The sequence below is a fragment of the Nocardia sp. NPDC003269 genome (assembly GCF_042888005.1).
Taxonomy (GTDB): Bacteria; Actinomycetota; Actinomycetes; order Mycobacteriales; family Mycobacteriaceae; genus Nocardia.
In genome coordinates this window covers 703,100-728,133 of the sequence record NZ_JBIAPA010000001.1, presented here as the reverse complement: position 1 = coordinate 728,133, position 25,034 = coordinate 703,100, and the positions used below count along the sequence as shown (strand labels likewise).

Below are 25,034 nucleotides of genomic sequence, written 5' to 3'. Positions count from 1 at the left end.
ACGGCGAGCCACGAACCGGCCGGTCATCTCCACCACCATCCCACCGACTAGGATCGAATGCCGTGACCTTGCGCCTTTTTGACACCGACACGCGGACCCTGCGGGAATTCACCCCGCTGGTCCCCGGCCGTGCCTCGGTGTATCTGTGTGGGGCCACCGTGCAGGGTCAGCCCCATATCGGGCACGTGCGCAGCGGCGTCGCGTTCGATGTGCTGCGCCGCTGGCTGCTCGCGCACGACTACGACGTCCGGTTCATCCGCAATGTCACCGATATCGACGACAAGATCCTGAACAAGGCCGCCGAGGCGGGCAGGCCGTGGTGGGAATGGGCCGCCACGCACGAGCGCGCCTTCGACGCGGCCTACGAGGTGCTCGGCGTGCTGCCGCCCTCGGCCGAGCCGCGCGCCACCGGCCACATCACCCAGATGGTCGGGCTGATGGAGCGTCTGATCGAGCGCGGCCACGCCTACGCCGCCGACGGTGACGTCTACTTCGACGTGCTGAGCTGGCCGAACTACGGCGAGCTGTCCGGCCACAAACTCGACGACGTGCACCAGGGCGAGACCCCGACCCGCGGCAAGCGCGACCCGCGCGATTTCACGCTGTGGAAGTCGGCCAAGCCGGGCGAGCCGAGCTGGCCCTCGCCGTGGGGCCCCGGCCGCCCCGGCTGGCACCTGGAATGCTCGGCCATGGCCGAGTTCTATCTGGGCCCCGAATTCGATATCCACTGCGGTGGTATGGATTTGATTTTCCCGCACCACGAGAACGAGATCGCTCAGTCCAAGGCGGCCGGTGACGGTTTCGCGCGTTACTGGCTGCACAACGGCTGGGTGACGATGGGCGGGGAGAAGATGTCGAAGTCGCTCGGCAATGTGCTCTCGGTGCCGAATGTGCTCAGCCGGGTCCGCCCGGTCGAATTGCGTTTCTATCTGGGCAGCGCGCATTACCGCTCGATGCTCGAATACTCCGACAAAGCACTCGACGACGCGGTCGCCTCGTATCAGCGCATCGAGGCATTCGTGCATCGCGTGCTGGACCGGGCCGGCGAGGTCCCGATCGGTAAATGGACCGACGGATTCGCCGCCGCGATCGACGACGATCTGGCGATTCCGAAGGCGCTGGCCGAAATTCACCACGTGGTGCACGAGGGCAATCGCGCGCTGGAGGCGGGCACCGTGGAGACCGCGGCCGAATTGGCCGGTCAGGTCCGCGCGATGCTCGGCATCCTCGGCGTCGACCCGCTCGACCCGCACTGGTACACCCCGGCCGACAACTCGGCGGCGCTGGAGGCGCTCGACGTGCTGGTCCGCTCCGAGCTGGATCGCCGGGCGAGCGCGCGGGCGGAGAAGAACTGGGCAGAGGCCGATGCCGCGCGGGATCGGCTCGTGGCGGCGGGTATCGAGGTCACCGACACCCCGCAGGGGCCGGAATGGTCGCTGGGCGCAGCTAGCGGAAAGGCGAACTGATGGCAGGCAATTCACAGCGACGCGGAGCGATCAGGAAGGGCGGCACCAAGAAGGGTGCCGTCGTCGGTTCCGGCGGCAAGCGCCGCCGCGGCCTCGAGGGCAGGGGCGCGACGCCGCCCGCCACCGAGCGCACCAAGCATCCCGCCGCCAAGCGCGCCGCGGCCGCCGCCAAAGCCAAAGCGGCGCAGTCCCGTCCGACCGGTAAGGCCGGGGTGCCGCGGGTCGGCCGCAAGTCCGACGACGGTCCCGAGCTGGTGCTCGGCCGCAACCCCGTGCTCGAGTGCCTGCGCGCCGACGTGCCGGCCACTGCGCTCTACGTGGCTGTCGGCACCGAGAACGACGACCGCCTCTCCGAGAGCGTGCAGCGCGCTGCCGACATGGGCATCTCCATCCTCGAGGTGCCGCGCACCGATCTGGATCGGCTCAGCGCCAACGGTTTGCACCAGGGCGTCGCCCTGCAGGTGCCGCCGTACCGCTACGCCCACCCGGACGACCTGATGGACCGGGTGAAGACCTCCGGCGAGCCGGGTCTGCTGGTCGCGCTGGACAACATCTCCGATCCGCGCAACCTCGGCGCGGTCATCCGCTCGGTCGCCGCGTTCGGCGGTCAGGGCGTGGTCATCCCGCAGCGGCGCAGCGCCAGCGTCACCGCGGTGGCCTGGCGGACCAGCGCGGGCGCCGCAGCGCGCCTGCCCGTCGCGAGGGCGACCAACCTGACCCGCACGCTGAAGGACTGGGCGTCCCAGGGCTTCCAGATCGTCGGCCTCGACGCCGGCGGTGACACCCCGCTCGACGAGTTCGACGGCAGCGTGCCGACGGTCGTCGTCGTCGGGTCCGAGGGCAAGGGTCTCTCGCGCCTGGTGCGCGAGAACTGCGACTCGATCCTGAGCATCCCGATGGCCGGTCCGGTCGAGTCGCTCAACGCCTCGGTCGCCGCCGGTGTGGTCCTCGCCGACATCGCCAGGCAGCGCCGTCTGGGCTGACCCCGCGCGGTTTCCGGGCAAATCGGCTCTGTCGCCGTAGAATTCGATGCGTGGCGATACCCAACCAGCCGATCGGTGAGACGGTCGAGCACCCGCAGGCCAACCTGATCCTGACGCTCGGGCTGCTCAGCCCGTTCTGCTGCGGGATCTTCGGGCCGGTCGCGTGGGTGCTCGGCAAGCGGGCCCTCAACGAGATCGACGCGTCCTACGGCGCCCTCTCCGGGCGCTCCCAGGTGTTGATCGGGTACATCGCGGGCGTCATCGGCACCATCTTGATGGTGTTGTTCGCGATGCTCTACATCGCGGGTTCCTGCAACGGGAACTTCTGACCCTCAGTCCAGGCTGGGGCGCTCCTCGGGGGCGTCCCAGGCCGGCCATTCCGCGCTGATGCTGCCGGTCCACTTGGGCTGACGGCGCTCCTTGAACGCGGCCATCGCCTCGCCGCCGTCGATGCTCTTGGCGACGTGCGCGTTGAGCTCGGATTCGAGCTGCCCGACGACGGCGGGTGTCATCCCGAGGCTCTCCCAGATCAGTCGCTTGGTCAGCGCGACCGGCAGCGGAGCGGGCCCGTTGGCGATGTCGTGGGCGACCGCCATCGCGGTGGGCAAGACCTCGCCCGCGGGCAGGCTGGCATTGGCCAGGCCCATCGACTTGGCCTCGTCGCCGTCGAAGGTGCGTCCGGTCAGCATGATGTCGGCGGCGTTGGCCAGCCCGGCCAGGCGTGGCACGGTCCAGTGCGCGTAGCCGTCGGCGAGCACACCGCGGCGGACCTGGCTGAGCCCGTAGACGGCGTCGCGGGCGAAGTACCGCAGGTCGCATTGCAGCGCCAGGGCCAGCCCGATCCCGACCGCGTGGCCGTTGACGGCCGCGATCACCGGCTTGCGGACCTGCCACGGCGGCGGATCCAGCGACACCTCGCCGTTGACCCGGGCGGACAGATCCGCGCCCGCGCAGAAGGCGGGCGCGGTGCCGGTGATCACGACGGCGCGAATCGAGTCCTCGCTGTCGCAGCGGCGCAGCGCCGCGCTGAGCTCGGCGGCCATCGTCGGGGTGACGGCGTTCTGCTGGGCCGGCCGGTTGAGCGTGAGCACGGCGACTCCGGCAGAGACATCGACGAGCAGTTCCGAACTCATGGGATCGAATGGTACTAGCGGGCGGGCGTCAGCGGCCGGAGACGGTGGCTTGCGTGGCCCGGCCTGCCGCGCCCGAGGTCATTCGCGCAGCAGATGCTTGCCGATGGCGTACTTGTGCACCTCGGTCGGGCCGTCGTAGAGGCGGAACGCGCGCATGTCCCGGAACAGCATCTCCACGACCGTCTCGTCGCTGATCCCGATCCCGCCGAGCACCTGCACACAGCGGTCGGTGACCTTGAACAGCTCCTCGGAGACGTAGGACTTGGCCATCGACGACTCGTGCCTGGCCTGCTGCCCCTGATCCATCAGCCAGCAGCTGTGCCAGATGGTCAGCCTGCACTGGTGCAGCGCCACCTCGTTGTCGGCGAGCATGAACGACACGCCCTCGTGCTCGCCGATCGGCCTGCCGAACGCGGTGCGGGTGCGCGCGTACTCGACGGCGATGTGCTGCGCCCGTTCGGCCGCGCCGAGCCAGCGCATGCAGTGCGTGAGCCGGGCGGGCGCCAGCCGCAGCTGGGCGTAGCGCAGGGCCTGCCCGGTGCGGCCGAGCACGGCCGAGGGCGGCAGCGTCAGGTTCTCGAACCGCACGACGGCGTGCCCGCCGACGTAGTTGCGGTCCATCGTGTTCATGATCCGCTCGATGACGATGCCCTCGGTGCCGCCGTCGGCGAGGAACAGCGTCGGGCCCGCGGGCAGGTGCGGGTTCTCGGCGAGGCGGGCCATGATGATCCAGGTCTTGGCGCCGTCGGCGCCGGTGATCAGCCACTTGCGCCCGTTGATCACGAAGTTCTCGCCGTCGAACACCGCTTCGGTGCGCAGCTGACCAGGGTCGGAGCCGGCGCCGTCGGGTTCGGTCATCGCGAACACCGAGCGCTGTTCGCCGCGGATCATCGGCATCAGGTACCGGTCCACCTGGTCCGGGTCGGCGACCTTGCCGAGCAGGAACATATTGCCCTCGTCGGGCGCGGCGCAGTTCATCGCGACCGGGCCGAGCGTCGACCAGCCCGCGGCCTCGTAGACCACCGCCTGCTCGACATGGGACAGGCCGAGCCCGCCGTATTCCACCGGGGCCTGGACGGTCAGCAGCTTCTCGGCCCTGGCCAGGTCGACGAGTTCGGCGCGCAGGTCGTCGTTCGGACCGTGCGCGGTGAGGCGCGGATCGCGTTCGAACGGCACGATCTGTTCGGCGACGAAGGCGCGAACTCGATCCCGCAGGGCGGCCAGATCTTCCGGGACGGCGAAGTCGATCATGCTGTGTAGTCTGCTCGCCCGCGCCCCGGTTCGGGCAATTTCGGCCCCAAGTGGCACCAAATTTCAGCGAGCGGTGGCCAGCCGCCGATTGCGGTGGCCGACGAACCGGCACACCAGATAGATGGTGAACGAGATTCCGGTGACGAACGTCGACACCGGTACCCCGGGCGCCAGCGACAGCAGCAGCCCGCCCACCGCCGCGACCTCGGCGAAGACCACCGACAGCACCGTCGCCCGCAGCGGGCTCGCGGTCAGCTGCGCCGCCGCGGCGGCCGGGGTGATCAGCAGCGCCAGCACCAGCAGCGCGCCGACGATCTGCACGCCGAAGGCGGCGGTGATGCCGAGCAGCACCGCGAACACCACCGACAGCGCCCGCACCGGCACCCCGCGCGCCACCGCGACCTCGGGGTCGGAGCTGGCGAACAGCAGCGGCCGGTAGATCACCGCGAGCACGGCGAGCACGGCCGCGGTGCAGGTGACCAGCAGCGCGAGCCCGTCGTAGCCGACGCTGGCGACCTGGCCGGTGAGCAGCGAGAACTTCGAGCCGGCCCGGTCCGGTGCCAGCCACAGGAACAACACGGACAGGCCGAGACCGAACGAGAGCACCACCGCGATCACCGAATCGCGTTCCCGCGCACGGGAACCGAGCCAGCCGAACAGGACGGCGGCGACCACCGATCCGGCGATCGCGCCGATCCCGACGCCGACACCGGCGAGCAGCGCCGCCGACGCGCCGGTCAGCGAGAGCTCGCTGGTGCCGTGCACGGCGAACGACATCTGCCTGCTGACGATCAGCGGCCCGATCAGTCCGGCGAGCAGCCCGAGCAGCGCGCTCGCGAGCAGCGCCTGCTGGACGAAGTCGTAGGTGAGCAGGTCGGCGGTGGTGCCGAGGTCGAACATCTGGTGCAGCACCTTGGTCAGCTTGTCCATCAGGCGGTACCGCCGAGCGCGTCCATGTCATCGCCGGTGCCGACGACGACGAGCCGATCCCGCACCCGCAGCACCTCGACCTCGGTGCCGTAGAGCTCCGAGAGCGTCGCCGAGGTCATCACCTCGTCGGGGGTGCCGATCCGGAACTCGCCGTCGACCAGGTAGAGCACCCGGTTGACCATCGGCAGGATCGGGTTGATCTCGTGGGTCACGAACAGCACGGCCGTGTCGTGTTCGCGGCGGCGCTTGTCGACGAGTTCGGCGACCAGCCGCTGGTTGGCCAGGTCCAGGCTGAGCAGCGGTTCGTCGCAGAGCAGCACCGCCGGGTCGCCGACGAGTGCCTGCGCGACCCGCAGCCGCTGCTGCTCACCGCCGGAGAGGGTGTCCAGCGGGGCGTGCGCGAAACGCTGCGCGCCGACCGCGGCCACGGCGGCCTCGACCTTGCGCGCCCGCTCCCGGCGGCCACGCCAGCCGAGTCCCCACCGGTGCCCGTCGACGCCGAGTCCGACCAGATCGAGCCCGCGCAACTGCACCCCGGCGTCGATCGTCTTCTGTTGCGGCACATAGCCGATGCCCGGATTGCCGACCCCGGCGGGCGCGCCCGCGACCTCCGCGGTGCCCGAGCCCAGTTCCAGCAGGCCGAGCAGGACGCGCAGCAGCGAGGTCTTGCCGGAGCCGTTGGGCCCGAGAACGGCGATGAATTCCCCTGGCGCCACATCGAGATCGAGATCGCGCCACAGGGCGCGCTCGCCGAAGGACAGGCTCGCCCCGCGCAGCCGGATGGCCCCGCCGACGGGGTCGGCGGGGGCGATCGGCGCGGCGGGCGGGGCCGCTCCCTCGGTCGTGGACATGGCGATCAGCGCAGCGCCGCGGCGAGCGCCTTGGCGTTCGCGGTCTGCCACTGGATGTAATCGACCCCGGCGGGCAGGGTTTCGGTGACCTCGACGACGTTGACCCCCGAGCTCTGGGCGGCGGCCCGCAGGTCCTGGGTGATCTTGTCCTGGGTCTGGGTGTTGTAGATCAGCGCCTTGACCTGCTTGCCGGTGATCAGGTCGCGGGTGGCGGCGACGGCGGCGGGCGCCGGGTCGGTCTCCTGCTCGATCGCTTCCTGGAACTCGTGCGGGGTCTTGTCCTGCGCGGTCGCGGCCAGCAGCAGGTAGTGCGCGAGCGGCTCGGACTGGGCGACCGGCGCGTTCGGGTGCTGGGTGGCGATGGTGCCGGTGATGGTGCTGACACCGATCAGCTGGTTCTTGAAGGCGGTCGCGCGCTCGGTGTAGGCGGCGGCGTTGGCGGTGTCGACCTCGCCGAGCTGGGCGGCGATCCGGTCGGCGACCGCGGCGACGGTGGTGACGTCGTACCAGACGTGCTCGTTGTCGTCGCTCTTGTCGGTCCGCTGCTCGAACGCCTCGACGGTCCGCTTGTTCTTGCCCGAGATGGCCTTCTCGATGAACTCGTCGTAGTGCCCGCCGTTGAACACCACCAGATCGGCGTCGCTGATCTTGGCGGTGTCGGTCGCCGACGTCTCGAACGAGTGCGGGTCGGCGGCGGGATCGCTGATGATCGAGGTGACCTGCACGTCCGGCCCCGCGACCGCCGTCGCGATAGAGCCCCACACATTGGTGGAGGCCACGATCGAGAGACCGTCGCTGTCCTTCGAGCTGCCCCCGCAGGCCGTGAGCACGACCGCGGCCGCCACTCCCGCCGTGAGACCGGCACACATGCGGGCGAATCGACTGTTCACGCGGTACTCCTGGCCGTGCTCGATCAGGCACGGCGAGCTGTGCCCTAGATCATAATGGAAATCGTTACCGTTTTACTTTAGCAGGAACGAGTACTCGGTACGAACCACACGGAAAAGCCGGGCTCGGAGTCCGAGCCCGGCTTTGCGGTGATCCGTCAGACCAGGACGTCGGCGGGCTGGCTGAGCAGTTGGGCGCAGCGCAGCAGGCCGAGGTGGCTGTAGGCCTGGGGGTGGTTGCCGAGGGAGCGTTCGGCGACCGGGTCGTACTCCTCGCTCAGCAGGCCGGTCGGCCCGGCGGCCGCGACGAGCTGGGCGAACAGCGCTTCGGCGTCGGAGCGCCTGCCGATGAGCAGGTAGGCCTCCACCAGCCAGGCGGCGCACAGGTGGAACCCGCCCTCGCCGCCGGGCAGGCCGTCGTCGTGGTGGTAGCGGTAGACCGTCGCGCCGCTGCGCAGTTCGGCCTCGGTCGCGACCACCGTGGCGGCGAACCGCGGGTCGGCCGGGTCGATCAGCCCGCTCAGGCCGATGTGCAGCGTCGCGGCGTCGAGGTCGGTGCCGTCGTAGGCGGCGGTGTAGGACTGCACCTCCTCGTTCCAGCCCTTCGCCTTCACCTCCTCGGAGATGGTGTCGCGCAGCGTCGCCCACTCGGGATCGACCGGGCGGTCGAAGCGCGCGGCCAGGGTCAGCGCGCGATCGATCGTGAGCCAGCCCATCACCTTCGAGTACACGTGGTGGCGCGGGTTGCCGCGGATCTCCCAGATGCCGTGATCGGGTTCGGTCCAGCGCCGCTGCACCGCCGAGACCATGGCGTGCACCAGTTCCCAGTCGGCGTCGGGCAGCGCCTTGACCGCCTCGACCGCGCCCTGACGTTCCCGCTCGTGCGCCATCGAGGTGATCAGGTCGACGATCGGCCCGAACACGTCGAGCTGCACCTGCATGTTCGCCGCGTTGCCGACGCGCACCGGCCGCGAACCGGCGTAGCCCGGCAGCAGGTCGATGACGGCCTCGGGCGGCAGCGTCTCGCCGTAGATCGTGTACAGCGGGTGCAGGCGCTCCGGGCCGGGCAGGGTGTCGAGGACCCGGTGCACCCAGCCGAGGAACTCCTCGGCCTCGGTCAGCGAGCCCAGCGTCACCAGCGCCTGCGCGGTCAGCGAGGCGTCGCGCAGCCAGCAGTAGCGGTAGTCCCAGTTGCGCACGCCGCCGATGTCCTCGGGCAGCGAGGTGGTGGCCGCCGCCAGGATCGAGCCGGACGGGCGGTGCACGAGCCCGCGCAGGGTCAGTGCGGAGCGCTTCATCAGATCCGGCTTGAGCGGCGGCAGCTGCAGCCCGGCCGCCCACTGCGACCAGTACTGCTCGGCCAGCTGACGGCGCTGGTGCTCCGGCGTCATCGAGGGGGCCAGATCGGCGGTGCCGCAGCGCAATTCGAGGATCACCGGCGCGCTGGCCGGATCGACGACGGCGCGTGCCTGCTCGTTGGTGCCGTCGGAGGAGATCTCCCACTCCACGCCGGGCGAGCGCAGCACCATCGGATCGTTGGTGCCGCTGACCCGCAGGCCGTTGGGCACCGCTTCGATGCGCACCGGCACCTGGCCGAATTCCGGCCGCGGCGCGAAGGTCACGACGGCCTTCGCGTCACCGGTGATCACCCGGGTCAGGTCGGTGCGGTCGGGGGCGACGTCGTGCGGCAGGTAATCGGTGACCTGCAAACTGGCCCAGCGGGTTTGGACGGTCATCGTGCCGTCCACGTACCGCTGCGACAGCGGCAGGCCCGCCCGCTCCGGCGCCACCGTGAAGTGGCCGGCGCCCGCGCCGCCGAGCAGGTGCGCGAACACCGCCGCGGAATCCGGCTCGGGGTGGCAGAACCAGGTGACCGTCGCGTCGGGGGTGAGCAGCGCGACCGAGCGCGGGCTGGCCAGCATGCTCAGCCGCTCGATCCGGGGCGCGCTGGCACCGGCCAGCCAGGTCCGGCGCTCCTCCACCAGGAACGCCAGCGCGCGCGCCACGTCCTCGGTCGAGCTCACCCGCAGTTTGGCCAGGCTCTCGCCGTCGCCGACCTTGATGCCGACGTCGGGACCCGACAGCACCCGGAACGCCTTCTCGTCGGTGACGTCGTCACCGAAGAACACTGCGGCCGAGGCGCTTTCCTGATGCCGGATGGTGTCCAGCGCGGTGCCCTTGTCGGTGGGAATCACCGCGAGCTCGATCACCGCCTTGCCTTCGGTCACCTGGACGCCGACCCAGCAGGCCGGGCCCTGGCGCACGGAGTTCAGTGCGCGCCTGCCGATCTCGGGGCTGGCGTTGCGCACGTGCAGTGCGGCGCTTGCCGGTTTCGACTCGACGGTCACACCGGGGTTCTCGGCCGCGATCTGCGCGAAGGCGGTCTGGATCTCGGCGAGCAGTTGTTTGGCGTCGTTGTCGATCGCGTGCACGAAGCCGACGTCGAACTCCGAACCGTGACTACCGATCAGCTGCACCTCGACCGGCAGGCGCGACAGCGCGGCCAGATCGCGTAGTGCCCGACCGGAAATCACCGCGGCGGTCGTGTTGGCCAACCCCGCCAGCGCGCGTAAGGCGCTGACCGATTCCCGTTGGGGAAACGCTTTCGCGGGGTCGGACACGATCGGGGCAATAGTCCCGTCGTAGTCCGAGGCAACCAAGAGCCGTGGCACGCGCGCAACCGACGCCAGTGCACGGCGGACATCCAAGGGCAGATCCTGTGCGCTCACGCATCCAACCTAGTGATGGGAGGAGTTGATCAGGGGGCGCGAAAAACAATACTGCGTCAATTTTGCCGCGCGAGCGGCGCGGCGGGTTGTGCGCTCGGGTGTCGGCCGGTTGCTCGCGACCGCGCCGCTAATTCCGGGCCTTTCGCCCATCGGGGCGGACCGTGTTCGCCGAGCTCATCGGGCCCGCGGGCCGGTCGGGGAGGCCCGCGGGGCTGGTAGATGCATGGTTCCGCATATGCGACGTCGGCTATGCATCTTCTCAGGGGAAGACGCGCAGCCGACGCGTGTCAACGGGCGTGGGTGATTTGTGGTCTATCCGCGATCGCCCAGCAACAGGTCGACGGTGAGCTCGAGCCGTTCCGTGACGTCGGTCGCCGAAGCGCGGCGGGTGAGCCACGCGACGAGGTTGGACAGCCACACATCGGAGATGACCCTGGCGATGGCGAGCTGACGCTCGTCGGGCTCGCCGTCGCTCATCGCGCGGGCGAAGACCCGGTCCATCACCTTGCCGACCCGGTCGACCTCGGCGGCCGCCGAGGCGTCGGCGAACATGAACGCGCGCGTCATGGCCTCGGTGAGCAGCGGGTCGCGCTGCATCATCCGGGTGATCTGGGTGAGCAGGCCGTGCATGCGCTCGGACGGGCCGTCGCCGGGTAGCGGACGGCGCTTGCCCTCGAACTGCTCGAATTCCCTGGCCAGCGCCGAGACCAGCAGGTGCACCTTGGACGGGAAGTACCGGTACAGGGTGCCGACGGCGACATCGGCCCGCTCGGCCACCGCGCGCATCTGAACAGCGTCGTAGCCGCCCTTGGAGGCCAGCGACAGGGTGGCGTCGAGGATGCGCTTGCGGCGCTCCCGCTGCGCGTTGGAGCTCAGCTCGTCCTCGGACAGTGTCGTCACGGTGGGCGTGGGGGCCGGACTGTCCATCGTGGAAACCCTTTCGCTGCGAGCGCCTGAAAACACGGGCCAAGTGTAGGTCTCTTGACTTACACCCGGCCCGGATATTAGAACATGTTCTAGGAGTGGGAGCCACGCCGGAAGGGCGGTTTTTCTTGTGACCATCGCCACCACTGACGAGCATAAAGCCGCCGCGGAGTCGCTGCGGGGCTGGGCGAGTTCGGTCGCGCCGATTGCAACAATGCGGGCCGGCGGCGCCGGTAGCTGGCGCCAGTACTGGCCCGCGCTGACCGAGTTCGGCCTGTTCGAGGTCGCGCTCGACGAACAGCACGGCGGCCTGGGCGGCACCGTGGCCGACCTGGCCGTGCTGCTGGAACAAACAGCCGATGACCTGGTCGGCGGTCCGGTACTGGCCACCGCGCTGGCCGCGCTGATCACCCGGGGCGCGGTCGCCGAGGGTGCCCCGTGCGGCATCGCCGTGCCGACCGAGGAGCCCACCGCGAAGGCGGTCGGCACCGACGACGGCTGGACCGTCACCGGCACGTGGGACTTCGTCTACGGCGCCGACGCCGACACCCAGGTGCTGCTGCCTGCGAACACCGTCGACGGCGTGCGCTGGCTGCTGATCCCGGCGGCCGATGTGACGATCACCACGCTGGCGAACAGCGATCACACGGTGCCGCTGGCCCGTGTCACCGCCGCCGACGTGCCCGTCGCGGCGGCGCGCGGCTTCGAGGCGGCCGCCGATGTCACCGACCTGTTCGTCGCCCTCGCGGTCGCCGAGCTGGCCGGCGTCGCCGGCTGGTGCCTGCGCACCGCGGTCGACTACGCCAAGGTCCGCGAGCAGTTCGGCAAGCCGATCGGCAGCTTCCAGTCGATCAAGCACATCTGCGCCTGGATGCTGTGCCGCACCGAGCTGATCCGCGCCGTCGCCGCCGACGCGGCCGCCGCGATCGACGAAGGCGGCGCCGAACTGCCGATCGCCGCCGCCGTCGCCGCGGCCACCGCGCTCGACGCCGCGGTCGACACCGCCAAGGACGCCATCCAGGTGCTCGGCGGCATCGGCTTCACCTGGGAGCACGACGCGCACTTCTACCTGCGCCGGGCCAGCGCGCTGCGGCAGCTGCTCGGCGGGTCCGCCCGCTGGCGGGCCAGGGTCGCCGAGCTCACCAGGGCCGGGCAGCGCCGCACCACCGGCGCCGAGCGCGTGCTCGGCGACGTGGCGGGCGATACCGCGCTGACCGCCGAGATCGCCGCCATCGCCGCGCTCTCGCCCGAGGTGCAGCAGCGTGCCCTGGTCGAGGGCGGCTTCGTGATGCCGCACTGGCCGAAACCGTATGGGCGCGAAGCCGATCCGATGACCTGCCTGCAGATCGGTGAGCAGCTGCGCCGCGCCGAGCTGACCACCCCCGACCTCGCGGTCGCCGGCTGGGCGGTGCCGACCCTGCTGCGCTACGGCACCGAGGCGCAGATCGAGCGCTTCGTCTGGCCGACCCTGCGTGGCGAGGTCACCTGGTGCCAGCTGTTCAGCGAGCCGGGCGCAGGCTCGGACCTCGCCGCGCTGCGCACCACCGCCGAGAAGGTCGACGGCGGCTGGGTGCTGCGCGGCCAGAAGGTGTGGACCTCGCTGGGCTCCGAAGCGAACTGGGGCATCTGCCTGGCGCGCACCGATCCCGCCGCGGCCAAGCATCGCGGGATCAGCTACTTCCTGGTCGACATGCACGCCGCGGGCGTGCAGGTGCGCCCGCTGGTGACGATCACCGGGGAGGCCCGCTTCAGCGAGGTCTTCCTCGACGAGGTCTTCGTCCCCGACGAGGGGCTGGTAGGCGCGCTGAACAACGGCTGGAAGATCGCCAGGACCACCCTGTCGGCCGAACGTGTCGCCATGGGCGGCGGCGGTATCGGCGGCGCGCTGGAGGCGCTGCTGGACCGTTTCCCGGTCGGCGGATGGGGAACCGAACTGCGGGAGGACCGCTTCGGCGAGCTCATCACCTCCTCGATCGCAGGCTCATTGCTGGAGCAGCGCATCGCGGTGGCGACGATGGCGGGCGTCGACGCGGGCGCCCAAGCCAGCGTCCGCAAGCTCGTCGGTGTCCGGCACCGGCAGGACCTGGCGGAGTACGCCCTGGAGCTTTCCGATCGAGAAGGCTCCCTGGAAGACGAAGCCCTGAAAGAATTCTTGCTCACACGCTGTCTCTCCATCGCGGGCGGTACCGAGCAGATCCTGTTGACCGTGGCCGCCGAGCGGATTCTCGGCCTGCCGCGCGATGCGGACAGTTAGCTCGATGAGGGAGGACGCCGTGGACTTCACCCGCGACGAAAGCGCCGACGCCGTAGCCGAGGTGGTCGTGAGCCTGCTCGAACGTGAGCAGGCCCGAGATATGGAATTGTGGCCGAGCCTGATCGACTCCGGCCTGCTCGCGGTCGCCGTGCCCGAGCAGTTCGGTGGCGACGGCATGGGCCTGCTCGAGGTGTCGGCCCTGCTCATGGAGCTGGCCACCGACGCCGTCGCGGTACCGGCGCTGCCGACCTTCGGGTTCGGCGTGCTGCCGCTGCTGCCGTCGCTGTCGGACGAACTGGCAGGCCGCGTGGTCGCCGAGGTCGGCAAGGGCACCGTGCTCACCGCCGCCCTGAGCGAGCCGGGCGCGCCGTTCACCACCGCGCCGACCACCAAGGCGGTCCGCGACGGTGACACCGTGCGGATCACCGGCCGCAAGGTCGGCGTGATCTACGCCGAACAGGCGCGCTGGATCCTGGTGCCCACCGACGCGGGCGTCGCGCTCGTGGAATCGGTCGCGCCGGGGCTCACGCTCCTGCCGGTCGAGGGCTCGGCGGGCATCCCCGAGGCGACCGTGGTGCTCGACGACGTCGAGATCCCCGCCGACCAGCTGCTGCCCGCCGACGTGCTGCCCCGGCTGCACCGGTACGCGCTGGCCGCCATCGGCGCGGTCGCCGACGGCCTGCTCAAGGGGGCGCTCGCGCTCACCGCCGAGCACGTGCGCACCCGGGAACAGTTCGGCAGGCCGCTGGCCGAATTCCAGGCCGTGGCCCAGCAGATCGCGGATCTGTACGTGGTCTCGCGCACCCTGCACGTGGCGGCGGAATCGGCGTCCTGGGCCCTGGCTCAGGACGACGCGTCGCCCGAACACCAGCACCGTATCGACGAGGATCTCGAGGTGCTCGCCTACTGGGCGGCCGCCGAAGTTCCGCGCGCCATGCAGAAATGTCATCACCTGCACGGTGGACTGGGTGTGGATATCACCCACCCGATGCACCGCTACTACTCACAGGCCAAGGATCTCGCCCGTCTGCTCGGTGGCGAGGGCCTGCGCCTCGACCTTCTGGGAGCAAGATGTTCATCGATCTGACCGCCGAACAGCGGCGGTTGCGCGAGGAATTGCGTTCCTATTTCGCCGATCTCGTCACGCCCGAGGAACACGCCGAGATGGCGGTCAACCGGCACGGCGACGCCTACCGCGAGGTGGTGCGCCGGATGGGCCGCGACGGCTGGCTCGGCGTCGGCTGGCCGAAGGAATTCGGCGGCCAGGGTTTCGGCCCGATGGAACAGCAGATCTTCTTCAACGAGGCGGTGCGCGCCGATGTGCCGCTGCCCCTGGTGACGCTGCTGACCGTCGGCCCGACGCTGCAGAAGTACGGCACCGACGCGCAGAAGCAGAAGTTCCTGCCCGGCATCCTGTCCGGTGACATCCATTTCGCGATCGGCTACTCCGAACCCGAAGCGGGCACCGACCTGGCCGCGCTGCGCACCACCGCGGTGCGCGACGGCGACGGCGACTGGATCGTCAACGGGCAGAAGATCTTCACCACCGGCGCGCACGAGGCCGACTACGTCTGGCTGGCCTGCCGCACCGGTTCGGTGGAGTCGCGCCACCGCGGCATCACGATCCTGATCGTCGACACCAAGGATCCGGGCTACTCCTGGACCCCGATCATCACCTGCGACGGCGCCCACCACACCAACGCCACCTACTTCGACGACGTGCGGGTACCCGCGGAGATGCTGGTCGGCGAGGAGAACCGGGGCTGGCGGCTGATCACCACCCAGCTCAATCACGAGCGGGTCAGCCTCGGCCCGTCGGGCAAGATCGAGCAGCTCTACGACCGCCTGCACGACTGGTCGGCGCAGCATCAGCTGCTCGGCGAGCCGGAGGTGCGGCGCGCGCTGGGCCGGGTGCGGACCATGGTGCGGCTCAACGAGTTGCTGAACTGGCAGGTCGCGGCCGCCGACCCGGCCGCGGCGCAGAACACCGTGATCGCCGACGCGTCGGCCACCAAGATCTTCTCCACCGAGTCGCTGCAGGAAGCGGGCCGCGTGGTCGAGGAGATCATCGGCCGCTTCGGCGATCCGGCCGAGCCCGGCACCGCCGAACTGCTGGGCTGGCTGGACCGGCGCACCAAGCAGAACCTCGTCGTCACCTTCGGTGGCGGCGTCAACGAGATCATGCGCGAACTGGTCGCCTCCGCCGGCCTCGAACTGCCGCGCGTCCCCCGATGAACAAGGAGCAGGGCGTGCAGGAAGCACTGTCGAAACTCGCCGCGGCGGGCGAGTCCGCGCCGCGGGCCGGGCGCGACCCGGTGAACCAGCCGATGATCCACAACTGGGTCGAGGCGATCGGCGACACCAACCCGATCTACGTCGACGAGGCAGCAGCCAAGGCCGCCGGTCACCCCGGCATCGTCGCCCCGCCCGCCATGGCCCAGGTGTGGACGATGAACGGTCTGCACGGCGTGCGCACCGCCGACGACCCGCTCGGCCTGGCCACGCAGCTGCTCGACGACGCGGGCTTCACCTCCGTCGTCGGCACCAACTGCGAGCAGACCTACCACCGCTACCTGCGGCCGGGCGAGGAGGTGACCGTCTCGAGCCGGCTCTCGGAGTTCAAGGGCCCCAAGCGCACCGGGCTCGGCGACGGCTGGTTCCTCACCTTCACCACCACCTGGTCGGTCGGTGACGAGGTGGTCACCGAGATGCTGTTCCGCATCCTGAAGTTCGTGCCCGCCGCGAAGGAGGCGCCCGCGGCGTCCGAGATCGCGGTCGCGCCCGCCGAACGGGTCGGCCCGGTCATCTCCAAGGACACCGAATTCTTCTGGGCCGGTACCGAGATCGGCGAGCTGCGGATCCAGCGCCTGCCCGACGGTTCGCTGCGGCATCCACCGATCCCCGCCCTGTGGCAGGACAAGGCGGAGACCACCGATTACGTCGTCGCCGCCGGCACCGGCACGGTGTTCAGCTTCGTCGTGCACCACGCGCCGAAGGTGCCCGGCCGCGAGCTGCCGTTCGTCGTCGCCCTGGTCGAGCTCGACGAAGGGGTGCGCATGCTCGGTGAGCTGCGCGGCATCGAACCGGGCGAGGTCGCCGTGGGCGTGCCCGTCCGGGTCGCCTTCGAAAAGCTAGCCGACGGAACCGTTCTGCCCTACTGGGAGGCCGCGCAGTGACCGCCACGACCGAACCCACCGCCGTCGCGGTGGGTGACTCGCTACCCGAGCTGGTGATCCACGCCGATCCCACCTTCGTGATCAGCACGGCCCTGGCCACCAGGGATTTTCAGGACGTGCACCACGACCGCGACAAGGCGGTCGAGCGCGGGTCCAGCGACATCTTCGTCAACATCCTCACCGACACCGGTCTGGTGCAGCGCTTCGTCACCGACTGGGCCGGGCCCACCGCCCTGGTGAAGTCGATCGCGCTGCGGCTGGGCGTGCCGCTGTACGCCGGTGACACGCTGACCCTCTCCGGCACCGTCACCGCGGTGTCCGGCGCGCTGGTCACCATCGATGTGCGCGGCCGCGACAGCCTCGGTGAGCACATCACGGCGACCGCGGTGATCGCCCTTCCCTCTTTGGAGAACTCATGACGGGCCTGTCCGGGCATGCCGCCATCGTCGGCATCGGCGCCACCGATTTCTCGAAGGACTCCGGCCGCAGCGAGCTGCGGCTGGCCGCCGAGGCGGTCAGCGCGGCACTGGCCGACGCCGGGCTCACGCCCGCCGACGTCGACGGCCTGACCACCTTCACCATGGACACCAACACCCAGGCCGCGGTGGCCAGGGCGGTCGGCATCCCCAGCCTGAAGTTCTTCAGCCACATCGGCTACGGCGGCGGCGCGGCCTGCGCGACCGTGCAGCAGGCCGCGATGGCGGTGGCCACCGGCGTCGCCGACGTGGTGGTCGCCTACCGCGCGTTCAACGAGCGCTCCGGCGCCAGGTTCGGGCAGTTCTCGCCCGCGCTGGCGGCCGCGCCGACGTCCTCGGGCATCGACGCGGGCTGGGCCTACCCGCAGGGCCTGGGCACCCCGGCTGCGCAGGTCGCCATGGTGGCCCGCCGGTACATGCACGTCACCGGCGCGACCAGCGCCGATTTCGGCGCCGTCGCGGTGGCCGATCGCAAGCACGCCGCGGTGAACCCGAACGCCTTCTTCTACGGCAAGCCGATCACCCTGGAGCAGCACCAGGATTCGCGCTGGATCGCCGAACCGCTGCACCTGCTCGACTGCTGCCAGGAGTCCGACGGCGGCGTCGCCATCGTGGTCACCAGCGCCGAGCGCGCCCGCGACCTGCCGCAGCGTCCCGCGATCATCGCGGCCGCCGCCCAGGGCAGCGGCGCCGACCAGTACGTGATGACCAGCTACTACCGCGACGCCATGACCGGCCTGCCGGAAATGGGTCTCGTCGGTGACCAGCTGTGGGCCCAGAGCGGCCTGAGCGCGGCCGACATGCAGGCCGCGATCCTCTACGACCACTTCACCCCCTTCGTGCTGATGCAGCTCGAGGAGCTGGGCTTCTGTGGTCGTGGCGAGGCCAAGGACTTCATCGCCGACGGCGCGATCGAGATCGGCGGCAGGCTCCCGCTCAACACCCACGGCGGCCAGCTGGGCGAGGCCTACATCCACGGCATGAACGGCATCGCCGAGGCGGTGCGCCAGATCCGCGGCACCTCGGTCAACCAGGTCGAGGACCTGGAGCGCATCCTGGTCACCGCGGGCACCGGCGTTCCCACCTCGGGGCTGGTCCTCACTTCGTAGGCTCGACCGGGTGACCCCACGCCACCTGGTCGACGTCCACCTACTGCTGATCCGCGACGGCGCGCTCCTGCTGAGTCTGCGCCGCAGCGGTGACGAGTACGACCACCGATGGCATCTGCCGTCGGGCAAGGTGGAGCTCGGCGAGTCGGTGACGGCAGCTGCCGCCAGGGAAGCCGCGGAGGAGGTCGGGGTGGACATCGACCCCGCCGCGCTGCGGCTGATCCACGTCGCGCACGTGACCGCGCCCGGCCGGGACGCGCGCCTCGGGCTGTTCTTCCGCGCCGATCGGTGGCAGGGCGAGCCTTTCAATCGGGAACCCGATAAATGCTATGCGGTGCAGTGGTTTACACCGCATGAACTCCCCGCGGATCTGATCGAGTATTCCGCGCTCGGAATCGCCGCGCTGAATTCGAACGAGCCCTATTCCGAATTCGGTTGGGCAGGCGCCTGATCAGATGCGGCCGAATCGGCGACGCCGGTCAGGAATATCGACAGCGGGCGGGTGAGTTGCTCGACGCTGTCCGGCGTACCTGCCGGTAGGTCGGCGCGGGTGCCCGCGAGCCGATCGAAGACCAGGCCTTCGAGCAGCGCGAGGAAGTCGCCCGCCGAGTCGCGGGGCCGGACCGCGCCGAGGGCGGTGCACAACTCGGTGGCCCGGTCCAGTGAGAACAAACTGCCTGCCAGGCGGGACCGCACCGGGGGATCGGCGAGCACCTCGACGATCAGCGCTTGCCGGGCGATGAGCTCGTTGCGCCGCTGGTCCAGCAGCTGATCCAGCCAGCCCGCGACCCCGCGCGCGATGTCGTCCGGGTGCCCGCCCTGGCGGCTGAGCCCGGCCTGCGCTGCGTGTTTGCCGGAGCCCGGCCCTTCGCGCATCGCCGCGAAGTCGGCGCGCGAGCGCGCGGTGATGCCGTCGGCGACCGCTTCGATCAGCGCCTGCCTGGTGCGGAAGTAATAGGACGCCGAGCCGAGCGGCAGTCCCAGCCGGGAGTCGAGCGCGCGGTGGGTGAGCGCGCGGATTCCGCTGGTCGCGATGAGGTCGATCGCGCCGGTCACCAGCTGTGCGCGGCGGTCTGTGGACATCGTCACCTTCCCTGGTCGTCGTTCCATCGATCCTCTACAACTGTAGAGGACGAGGAGGTCGGCATGACATCAGGAACGGTTGCTCTGGACCCGGCGCAGGTCGCGGCGGCCGACGCGCTCGCGGCGCTGCTCGATCGCCACGGCAGGCCGCGCAGGCGTCATCGCGGCGTCTACCTGCACGGCAGGCCCGGCCGTGGCAAGACGATGGTGATGGACCGCTTTTTCGCGAGTGCGGCGCCGGAACGCAAGCGCCGCTTCCACTTCCACACCTTCTTCGCCGCGCTGCACACGGCCGCGCACACGCTGGGCTCCATCGAACGGGCCGTCGGCGACCTGCTCGGCGACGCCGATCTGGTGTGTTTCGACGAGTTCCACGTCCACGACATCGGCGACGCCATGCTCATCGCCCGCCTGCTCGAGACCCTGTTCGCCGAGCGGCGCACCCTGGTCGTCACCTCGAACTACCCGCCGCGCGAGCTGCTGCCGAACCCGCTGTTCCACGACCGATTCGTGCCGACCATCGAGCGCATCCTGGCCCACCTCGACGTGGTCACCCTCGACGGACGGCTGGACTACCGCACCATCGGCGCCCACCGCGACAGCGGTTTCGTCGCCGGTCGCTACGTGCTGGCGCCGGACGAACCCACCGACGACGGCGTCGATCTCGACCTGGGCGACGGCCGGACCGTGCGGGCGCGCGCCGTCGACGGCGACGCGGTCACCTTCGACTTCGCGCACCTGTGCGGCGCGCCGACCAGCGCCGCCGATTACCTGCGCCTGACCGGCCGATTCCGCCGCTGGACGGTGCGCGCGGTCCCCCCGCTGCGCGAGGTGCCGCCGGACTGGGCGATGCGCCTGGTCAATCTCGTCGATGTCCTCTACGACGCCGACCTGCCCTGCACGATCCACGCGCCCGAGCCGGTGACGATGCTGACGGCGGGTGTCCCCGCGGTGCCCGACCTGGCCAGAACCGCGAGCAGACTCGGTGAGTTGCCCCTGGTCGGCGCGGCGATCGTTCGCGGCGCGTAACAAGACACGGAATTCGGGGGGACAATAAATAGGGAGGTCATCCAAACTATCGATTTCCTCCCGAGCGAACCACTCGGCGTGTAACTATGTGGCTGTTTTGTGCAGGCTCTGGGGTTTGGTGGTACAGCTGTGATCGGGGTGAGTCAGCCCATTCCGCGTGCGATCGTCGTGATCGCCCTGCTCGCCGCCGCGACGATCGCGTTGCGGGGTTATCTCCCCGGTGCCGGGCCCGCCGAATCGAACGGCACGCCCTCGCCGCTGCTGGTCGCGGTGATGCCGGTGCTGCTGCTGGTGTCGGTCGTGATCCTGGTCGCCGGGGTGATCGCCAGTCAGCATCGTCTCCCGCTGGCCATGCCGCAAGCCGAACGTGAAGCGACACCGCGCTTCCGGTGGCGCAGGCTGGCCCTGCTCGGACCGATCGTCCTCGCCGTGATCGCGCTGGTCTTCGCGGGCGGCGTCACCGCACTGTTCCTGCTGCCGGGAGCGCGTCCGATGCGCCCGGCCTCGGAGACCCTGCCGGAGGGCTCGGGTCCCGTCCCGACCCCGACCGACGCGCCCGCACCCGATCCCGGCACCGGCGCCGCCGAACTCACCGGCACCGCGCTCATCATCGCCGCGGTGCTGGCCGTCGTGCTGATCGTTGTGGCCCTGCTCGGGCTCGTCGTGGTCGCGATGGCCACGCGCCGCGAGCCGGTGCAGGCCGCCCCGGCCGCACCCGAGGTCACCCCCAGCGCGGTCGACTCGCTCACCAGGGCCGCCGAGATGGGCCTGGCCGCGATGAACGCGCCGGGCCAGGACCCGCGCACCGCGATCATCGCCTGTTACGTGGCCATGGAGCGCGGCCTGTCCAGCGACCGCGCCGCCCGTCCGCAGGCCTCCGACACCCCCATGGAAGTGCTCGCCCGCGCGTTCGAAAGCGGTGTGCTGCACGACGCTTCGGCGCGCGAGCTGGTCGCGCTGTTCGAGGAGGCGCGGTTCAGCCCGCACTCGATGCTCGAATGGCAGCGCATGCGCGCCGAACAGCTGCTGCGCATCGTCCTGTCCGACCTGCAGCGAAGGCTGGTACCCGCATGAGCGCCACAACGCCGGAATCCGGTGCGGCGATGAGCCGTTCGGCCGTCATCGTCATCGCGGTCGTGGTGGTGCTGCTGATGGAGGTCGCGCTGGTGCGGATGGCCCGCGACACCGTACTGCTCGCCGTCGCCCTGCCGGTCGCGATCGCGCTGGCCACGCTGCTGTGGTCGCTGCGCAAGCGCGTGGTGCGCGAGGAACCGCTGACCGAGTACATCGACAACGGCCCGGCCGAGATGCTCGGCCGCTGGCACGCGCGCGCGGAGATGCTGACCGCCCGTGCCGACGGCACCCGCGCCGACTGGGACCGCCACCTGCGGCCCCTGCTGGCCAAGGAATTCGAATTGTCGACCGGATTGCGGGTAGCCAAGAACCGGCGGGCCACCGAGGTGGCCGGGCAACTGCAGTTCGGTCCCGAACTGTGGCGCTGGGTCGACCCGGCGAATTCCGCACTGCGCGACCAGACCGGTCGCGCGCCGGGTAGGGAGGCGCTGGACGAGATCCTGCGCCGATTGCAGACGATGTGAGGGGTTAGAGGCCACCGATGACCATGCCGTTGAACGTGACCGTCCAGCGCTCCGACGCCGTGCTGCGTGAGCTGGGCCGAGTCGTGGTCGGCAAGCGAGATGAGTTGCAGCTCATCATGATCGCCGTGCTGTCCGGAGGACACATCCTCATCGAGGACCTGCCAGGTCTGGGCAAGACGCTGATCGCGCGGTCCTTCGCGGCCGCGCTCGGCCTGGATTTCACCCGCGTGCAGTTCACGCCCGATTTACTGCCCGCCGACCTGCTCGGCTCGACGATCTACGACATGTCGTCGGGCCGGTTCAACTTCCGTCGCGGTCCGGTCTTCACCAATGTCCTGCTCGCCGACGAGATCAACCGCACCCCGCCCAAGACCCAGGCGGCGCTGCTGGAGGCGATGGCCGAGGGGCAGGTGAGCATCGACGGCGAAACCTTCCTGCTGCCACAGCCCTTCATCGTGCTGGCCACCGACAACCCGATCGAGTACGAGGGCACCTACCCGCTGCCGGAGGCCCAGCTCGATCGCTTCGCCATCCAGCTGCGGCTGGGGTATCTGTCCGAGCAGGACGAGACGCAGATGATCCGGCGCAGGCTCGAACGCGGATCGACGCCGCCGCAGGTCGGTCAGGTCGTCGACGCGCAGGGCCTGATGGAGATGCGCCAGTCGGTCGAGTTCGTCACCGTGCACCCCGATGTCGTGAACTACGTGGTCGCGCTCGCCTCGGCGACGCGCAGCCACCCGCAGGTCGAGGTCGGCGCCAGCCCGCGCGCCGAGCTCGATCTGGTGCAGATGTCGCGGGCCCGCGCCCTGCTGCTCGGCCGCGACTACGTGATCCCCGAGGACGTGAAGGCACTGGCGGTGCCCGCGATGGCGCACCGCATCACGCTGCGGCCGGAGATGTGGGTGCGCCGCATCCGGGGTGAGGACGTCATCTCCGAGCTACTGCGCCGGCTACCGGTGCCCCGCGCCACCAGCACATGAAGCACCGCGACGAATCCAGGACGGTCGAGGTCGACCTGCGCTGGCGGCCCGCCCCGCTGGTGTTCATCCTGGCGGGGTGCGCCGCGGCGGCACTGGTCGTCGCGGTGTTGCGCGGGCAGTGGCAGCTGGTGGTCTTCGCCGCCCCGATGCTCGGCGTGCTCGCCACCGCGCCGTGGCAGCAGAACCCGACCAGGATCCAGGTCGACGGCAGCGGCACGGTGCGCTGTTTCGAGGGCGAGGTGGTCGGCTGCAACGCCGCCGCCTTCGTCGACAGCGGGCACGCGCTGCTGCGGATGACGCCCGTCCCGCTGACCGGCCTCGAGGTGGAGGTCGAGGAGTCGCACGATTCCGGCGGCGCGCCCGCCGGCCTCCAGCTGGCGCTCTCGGCGAAGCGCTGGGGCCGATATCCGGTGCAGGTCGAGGTCTCCGCGCTGAGCCCGGCCGGATTGGCGGTGGCCACCGCCGAGCTGCCCGCGGCCGAGCTGTACGTGTACCCGATCGCCGACCCGCAGCGAATGCGCCTGCCGCGCACCGAACTTCCCGACCGGATCGGCACCCATCTGACCCGCAAGCACGGTCCCGGTGTGGAGTACGCCGATATCCGGGCGTACGCGCCCGGCGACCAGTTGCGCACCGTGAACTGGCCGGTGAGCGCGCGCCGCGGCAGGCTCTATGTCACCGAACGCTTCACCAACCGCTCCGCCGACGTGGTCGTCCTGGTCGACACCTCCCAGCAGGCGCCCGGCCCGGCCACCGCCTCGCTGGAGCTGTCGGTGCGCGGCGCGGCGCAGGTGGTGCAGTCCACCCTCCAGGCAGGCGACCGGACCGCGGTGGTGTGCCTGGGCGACACACCGCGCTGGCTGCGTCCCGATATCGGGCGCAGGCAGTTCTACCGGATCGTCGACACGGTGCTCGGCGTCGGTGACGAGCACGTCGAGACCACCGGCACGCTGGCCCCGCACGCCGCGGTGCCGATCGGCGCGATCGTGGTCGCGTTCTCCACGCTGCTCGACACCCAGTTCGCGCTCGCCCTGATCGACCTGCGCAAACGCGGTCACGTGGTGATCGCCGTCGACGTGCTGCGCGGGACCCCGTTCGAGGACGGCCTCGACCCGACCATGGCCAAGATGTGGCAGCTGGAGCGGGCCTCGATGTACCGCGACATGGGCACCGTCGGCGTCGACATCATCGCCTGGCCCGCCGAGACCAGGCTCGATCAGGCCATGCGCCTGCTGCCCGACCATCGCCGAACAGTGCGGGTGCGCCGATGACCAGATTCCTCGCCCTGCTAGCCGGACTGCTGCTGGTGGCCGCGGTCGCGCTGATCAACCCGTTCGCCGGGGTGGCCGCGCTCGCGCTGGTGATCGTGAGCTGGTGGTGGCGGCCCGCCGCCGTCGGCGCGGTGCTGGTGGTGATCGCGGCGCTCGCCTTCGCCGACGTCGGGGTGATCGCCGCGGCCGCGACCGGCCTGGTCGCCACCACCTACCTGCTCAACGCCGCCGTGCTGCACGCACCGGAAGGCGTTGTGCCGACGACGATTCCGTCGGTCGGCGGCGCGGTGCTGTTCACCATCGCCGCCGCCACCGCGGCCCTGGTCCCGGTGGAATTGCGGTGGGCGCCGTTGGCCGCGCCCATCCTCATCGTCCTCATCTACGCCCTGCTGGTCGGCGGACTCACCCTGCGCCCGCCCGCCGGTTAGCCACGCGCTACCCGATCAGGGCGCCCAGCCAGTGTTCGGGCTCCAGCCAGACGGTGACGTGCTCGCCCAACTGCTCGTGCGCGAACACCAGGTACTGCTCGAGGGCGTCGCCGCTGAGATACCGCGCGGCGATATCGGCGATCTGCGCGCCGGTCGAGGGCTGGACATCGGCCACCGGTCCCTCCACCGACACGTACTTCACCTCGGGCTCGACCGTGTCGACCATCAGGGTGAATCGGCCGGCCTCGGTGATCGCCCGCATCTTCGCCGAGGCGGGCAGGGTGGTGATCCACGGCCGGTCACCGGGGGTGTAGGCGTACCAGATGGGGACGGTCAGCGGGCCCCGAGCGGAGCGGGCGACCGACAGCGCGGCCACGTGCGGTCGCGCGAGAAACTCTTGCTTTTCCGTGTGTGTGAGCGCCATCGTCCGATGGTCGCACCGCGCACCGACAGGTCCGCCGGGCGCACACGAATGC

25 protein-coding genes are annotated in these 25,034 nt (G+C 70.4%); 16 read left to right on the top strand and 9 right to left on the bottom strand.

What is annotated here, in order from left to right:
• The first annotated feature begins 62 nt into the window (after positions 1–62).
• From cysS to ACFYWJ_RS03270, 3 genes are read left to right on the top strand one after another with little or no spacing between them, the layout of a single operon-like run.
• Positions 63–1,466: a cysteine--tRNA ligase gene (gene cysS, locus ACFYWJ_RS03280; protein ID WP_355270740.1), complete on the top strand. Its 1,404-nt coding sequence runs from the start codon at positions 63–65 to the stop codon at positions 1,464–1,466.
• A complete protein-coding gene (gene rlmB, locus ACFYWJ_RS03275; RefSeq protein WP_355270742.1) occupies positions 1,466–2,449 on the top strand; it encodes a 23S rRNA (guanosine(2251)-2'-O)-methyltransferase RlmB in 984 nt (327 codons plus the stop codon). The genes cysS and rlmB overlap by 1 nt, the downstream gene beginning before the upstream one ends.
• Positions 2,450–2,499: 50 nt before the next feature.
• Positions 2,500–2,778 (top strand): DUF4190 domain-containing protein, encoded by a 279-nt coding sequence (locus tag ACFYWJ_RS03270; protein WP_355270743.1) that lies wholly within the window; start codon positions 2,500–2,502, stop codon positions 2,776–2,778.
• A gap of 3 nt (positions 2,779–2,781) precedes the next feature.
• On the opposite strand, the gene ACFYWJ_RS03265 is transcribed toward ACFYWJ_RS03270, so the two are convergent.
• From ACFYWJ_RS03265 to kstR, 7 genes are all read right to left on the bottom strand, one after another.
• Positions 2,782–3,582 (bottom strand): enoyl-CoA hydratase-related protein, encoded by an 801-nt coding sequence (locus tag ACFYWJ_RS03265; protein ID WP_355270745.1) that lies wholly within the window; start codon positions 3,580–3,582, stop codon positions 2,782–2,784.
• Between the two features lie 78 nt (positions 3,583–3,660).
• A complete protein-coding gene (locus tag ACFYWJ_RS03260) occupies positions 3,661–4,833 on the bottom strand; it encodes an acyl-CoA dehydrogenase (protein ID WP_355270746.1) in 1,173 nt (390 codons plus the stop codon).
• Between the two features lie 63 nt (positions 4,834–4,896).
• Positions 4,897–5,763, bottom strand: coding sequence for a metal ABC transporter permease (locus ACFYWJ_RS03255; protein ID WP_387160720.1), 867 nt, complete (start codon positions 5,761–5,763; stop codon positions 4,897–4,899).
• Positions 5,763–6,614 (bottom strand): ATP-binding cassette domain-containing protein, encoded by an 852-nt coding sequence (locus ACFYWJ_RS03250; protein WP_355270747.1) that lies wholly within the window; start codon positions 6,612–6,614, stop codon positions 5,763–5,765. Before ACFYWJ_RS03250 ends, ACFYWJ_RS03255 begins: the two co-directional genes overlap by 1 nt.
• Positions 6,615–6,619: 5 nt before the next feature.
• Positions 6,620–7,483 (bottom strand): metal ABC transporter solute-binding protein, Zn/Mn family, encoded by an 864-nt coding sequence (locus ACFYWJ_RS03245; RefSeq protein ID WP_355271707.1) that lies wholly within the window; start codon positions 7,481–7,483, stop codon positions 6,620–6,622.
• A gap of 176 nt (positions 7,484–7,659) precedes the next feature.
• The gene (gene otsB / locus ACFYWJ_RS03240; RefSeq protein WP_355270749.1) at positions 7,660–10,230 is read right to left on the bottom strand and encodes a trehalose-phosphatase; all 2,571 of its coding nucleotides are present in this window, start codon (positions 10,228–10,230) and stop codon (positions 7,660–7,662) included.
• 312 nt (positions 10,231–10,542) lie between these two features.
• Positions 10,543–11,157: a cholesterol catabolism transcriptional regulator KstR gene (gene kstR, locus ACFYWJ_RS03235; protein WP_218720591.1), complete on the bottom strand. Its 615-nt coding sequence runs from the start codon at positions 11,155–11,157 to the stop codon at positions 10,543–10,545.
• 127 nt (positions 11,158–11,284) lie between these two features.
• Between kstR and ACFYWJ_RS03230 the strand changes: the two genes are divergently transcribed.
• The 7 genes from ACFYWJ_RS03230 to ACFYWJ_RS03200 are packed head-to-tail and all read left to right on the top strand — an operon-like array spanning position 11,285 to position 18,620.
• A complete protein-coding gene (locus ACFYWJ_RS03230) occupies positions 11,285–13,408 on the top strand; it encodes an acyl-CoA dehydrogenase (RefSeq protein ID WP_355270751.1) in 2,124 nt (707 codons plus the stop codon).
• 4 nt (positions 13,409–13,412) lie between these two features.
• A complete protein-coding gene (locus ACFYWJ_RS03225) occupies positions 13,413–14,495 on the top strand; it encodes an acyl-CoA dehydrogenase family protein (RefSeq protein ID WP_355270753.1) in 1,083 nt (360 codons plus the stop codon).
• Positions 14,480–15,643: an acyl-CoA dehydrogenase family protein gene (locus ACFYWJ_RS03220; RefSeq protein ID WP_355270755.1), complete on the top strand. Its 1,164-nt coding sequence runs from the start codon at positions 14,480–14,482 to the stop codon at positions 15,641–15,643. The genes ACFYWJ_RS03225 and ACFYWJ_RS03220 overlap by 16 nt, the downstream gene beginning before the upstream one ends.
• Complete coding sequence (locus tag ACFYWJ_RS03215) at positions 15,640–16,584, top strand: MaoC family dehydratase N-terminal domain-containing protein (RefSeq protein WP_355270757.1); 945 nt, start codon at positions 15,640–15,642, stop codon at positions 16,582–16,584. The genes ACFYWJ_RS03220 and ACFYWJ_RS03215 overlap by 4 nt, the downstream gene beginning before the upstream one ends.
• On the top strand, positions 16,581–17,003 hold the full coding sequence (locus ACFYWJ_RS03210; protein WP_355270759.1) for a MaoC family dehydratase: 423 nt from the start codon (positions 16,581–16,583) through the stop codon (positions 17,001–17,003). Before ACFYWJ_RS03215 ends, ACFYWJ_RS03210 begins: the two co-directional genes overlap by 4 nt.
• Positions 17,000–18,169, top strand: a complete 1,170-nt coding sequence (locus ACFYWJ_RS03205) for a lipid-transfer protein (protein ID WP_355270761.1) — start codon at positions 17,000–17,002, stop codon at positions 18,167–18,169. The genes ACFYWJ_RS03210 and ACFYWJ_RS03205 overlap by 4 nt, the downstream gene beginning before the upstream one ends.
• A gap of 10 nt (positions 18,170–18,179) precedes the next feature.
• Positions 18,180–18,620 carry an NUDIX domain-containing protein gene (locus tag ACFYWJ_RS03200; protein WP_355270763.1) on the top strand — a complete coding sequence of 147 codons (441 nt, stop codon included), beginning with the start codon at positions 18,180–18,182 and terminating at the stop codon, positions 18,618–18,620.
• Here the strand turns inward: ACFYWJ_RS03200 and ACFYWJ_RS03195 are convergent.
• On the bottom strand, positions 18,590–19,252 hold the full coding sequence (locus ACFYWJ_RS03195) for a transcriptional regulator (protein WP_355270765.1): 663 nt from the start codon (positions 19,250–19,252) through the stop codon (positions 18,590–18,592). The genes ACFYWJ_RS03200 and ACFYWJ_RS03195 overlap by 31 nt on opposite strands.
• Positions 19,253–19,315: 63 nt before the next feature.
• On the opposite strand from ACFYWJ_RS03195, the gene zapE reads away from it, so the two are divergent.
• The 6 genes from zapE to ACFYWJ_RS03165 all read left to right on the top strand — a co-directional run bounded on the left by zapE (position 19,316) and on the right by ACFYWJ_RS03165 (position 24,558).
• Positions 19,316–20,281 (top strand): cell division protein ZapE, encoded by a 966-nt coding sequence (gene zapE / locus ACFYWJ_RS03190; RefSeq protein ID WP_355270766.1) that lies wholly within the window; start codon positions 19,316–19,318, stop codon positions 20,279–20,281.
• Between the two features lie 138 nt (positions 20,282–20,419).
• Entirely contained in the window at positions 20,420–21,355 is a 936-nt protein-coding gene (locus ACFYWJ_RS03185) for a DUF4129 domain-containing protein (RefSeq protein ID WP_355270768.1), read from the top strand.
• A complete protein-coding gene (locus ACFYWJ_RS03180) occupies positions 21,352–21,879 on the top strand; it encodes a hypothetical protein (RefSeq protein ID WP_355270769.1) in 528 nt (175 codons plus the stop codon). Before ACFYWJ_RS03185 ends, ACFYWJ_RS03180 begins: the two co-directional genes overlap by 4 nt.
• Before the next feature lie 17 nt (positions 21,880–21,896).
• On the top strand, positions 21,897–22,859 hold the full coding sequence (locus ACFYWJ_RS03175; RefSeq protein ID WP_355270771.1) for a MoxR family ATPase: 963 nt from the start codon (positions 21,897–21,899) through the stop codon (positions 22,857–22,859).
• Positions 22,856–24,130 carry a DUF58 domain-containing protein gene (locus ACFYWJ_RS03170; RefSeq protein ID WP_355270773.1) on the top strand — a complete coding sequence of 425 codons (1,275 nt, stop codon included), beginning with the start codon at positions 22,856–22,858 and terminating at the stop codon, positions 24,128–24,130. The genes ACFYWJ_RS03175 and ACFYWJ_RS03170 overlap by 4 nt, the downstream gene beginning before the upstream one ends.
• Positions 24,127–24,558 (top strand): hypothetical protein, encoded by a 432-nt coding sequence (locus ACFYWJ_RS03165; RefSeq protein ID WP_355270774.1) that lies wholly within the window; start codon positions 24,127–24,129, stop codon positions 24,556–24,558. The genes ACFYWJ_RS03170 and ACFYWJ_RS03165 overlap by 4 nt, the downstream gene beginning before the upstream one ends.
• A 7-nt stretch (positions 24,559–24,565) precedes the next feature.
• Here ACFYWJ_RS03165 and ACFYWJ_RS03160 read toward each other — a convergent pair whose 3' ends face one another.
• Positions 24,566–24,982 (bottom strand): pyridoxamine 5'-phosphate oxidase family protein, encoded by a 417-nt coding sequence (locus ACFYWJ_RS03160; protein WP_355270775.1) that lies wholly within the window; start codon positions 24,980–24,982, stop codon positions 24,566–24,568.
• Between the last annotated feature and the right edge of the window lie 52 nt (positions 24,983–25,034).

What these genes read in the sequence shown, in the direction of transcription:
- ACFYWJ_RS03260 (WP_355270746.1), bottom strand. Translation starts at nt 4,833, where the DNA reads ATGATCGACTTCGCCGTCCCGGAAGATCTGGCCGCCCTGCGGGATCGA.
- ACFYWJ_RS03245 (WP_355271707.1), bottom strand. Translation starts at nt 7,483, where the DNA reads ATGTGTGCCGGTCTCACGGCGGGAGTGGCGGCCGCGGTCGTGCTCACG.
- ACFYWJ_RS03160 (WP_355270775.1), bottom strand. Translation starts at nt 24,982, where the DNA reads ATGGCGCTCACACACACGGAAAAGCAAGAGTTTCTCGCGCGACCGCAC.
- rlmB (WP_355270742.1), top strand. Translation starts at nt 1,466, where the DNA reads ATGGCAGGCAATTCACAGCGACGCGGAGCGATCAGGAAGGGCGGCACC.
- ACFYWJ_RS03180 (WP_355270769.1), top strand. Translation starts at nt 21,352, where the DNA reads ATGAGCGCCACAACGCCGGAATCCGGTGCGGCGATGAGCCGTTCGGCC.
- ACFYWJ_RS03250 (WP_355270747.1), bottom strand. Translation starts at nt 6,614, where the DNA reads ATGTCCACGACCGAGGGAGCGGCCCCGCCCGCCGCGCCGATCGCCCCC.
- ACFYWJ_RS03255 (WP_387160720.1), bottom strand. Translation starts at nt 5,763, where the DNA reads ATGGACAAGCTGACCAAGGTGCTGCACCAGATGTTCGACCTCGGCACC.
- ACFYWJ_RS03265 (WP_355270745.1), bottom strand. Translation starts at nt 3,582, where the DNA reads ATGAGTTCGGAACTGCTCGTCGATGTCTCTGCCGGAGTCGCCGTGCTC.
- ACFYWJ_RS03220 (WP_355270755.1), top strand. Translation starts at nt 14,480, where the DNA reads ATGTTCATCGATCTGACCGCCGAACAGCGGCGGTTGCGCGAGGAATTG.
- kstR (WP_218720591.1), bottom strand. Translation starts at nt 11,157, where the DNA reads ATGGACAGTCCGGCCCCCACGCCCACCGTGACGACACTGTCCGAGGAC.
- zapE (WP_355270766.1), top strand. Translation starts at nt 19,316, where the DNA reads ATGACATCAGGAACGGTTGCTCTGGACCCGGCGCAGGTCGCGGCGGCC.
- ACFYWJ_RS03195 (WP_355270765.1), bottom strand. Translation starts at nt 19,252, where the DNA reads ATGTCCACAGACCGCCGCGCACAGCTGGTGACCGGCGCGATCGACCTC.
- ACFYWJ_RS03225 (WP_355270753.1), top strand. Translation starts at nt 13,413, where the DNA reads ATGAGGGAGGACGCCGTGGACTTCACCCGCGACGAAAGCGCCGACGCC.
- ACFYWJ_RS03205 (WP_355270761.1), top strand. Translation starts at nt 17,000, where the DNA reads ATGACGGGCCTGTCCGGGCATGCCGCCATCGTCGGCATCGGCGCCACC.
- ACFYWJ_RS03165 (WP_355270774.1), top strand. Translation starts at nt 24,127, where the DNA reads ATGACCAGATTCCTCGCCCTGCTAGCCGGACTGCTGCTGGTGGCCGCG.
- ACFYWJ_RS03170 (WP_355270773.1), top strand. Translation starts at nt 22,856, where the DNA reads ATGAAGCACCGCGACGAATCCAGGACGGTCGAGGTCGACCTGCGCTGG.
- ACFYWJ_RS03175 (WP_355270771.1), top strand. Translation starts at nt 21,897, where the DNA reads ATGACCATGCCGTTGAACGTGACCGTCCAGCGCTCCGACGCCGTGCTG.
- ACFYWJ_RS03215 (WP_355270757.1), top strand. Translation starts at nt 15,640, where the DNA reads ATGAACAAGGAGCAGGGCGTGCAGGAAGCACTGTCGAAACTCGCCGCG.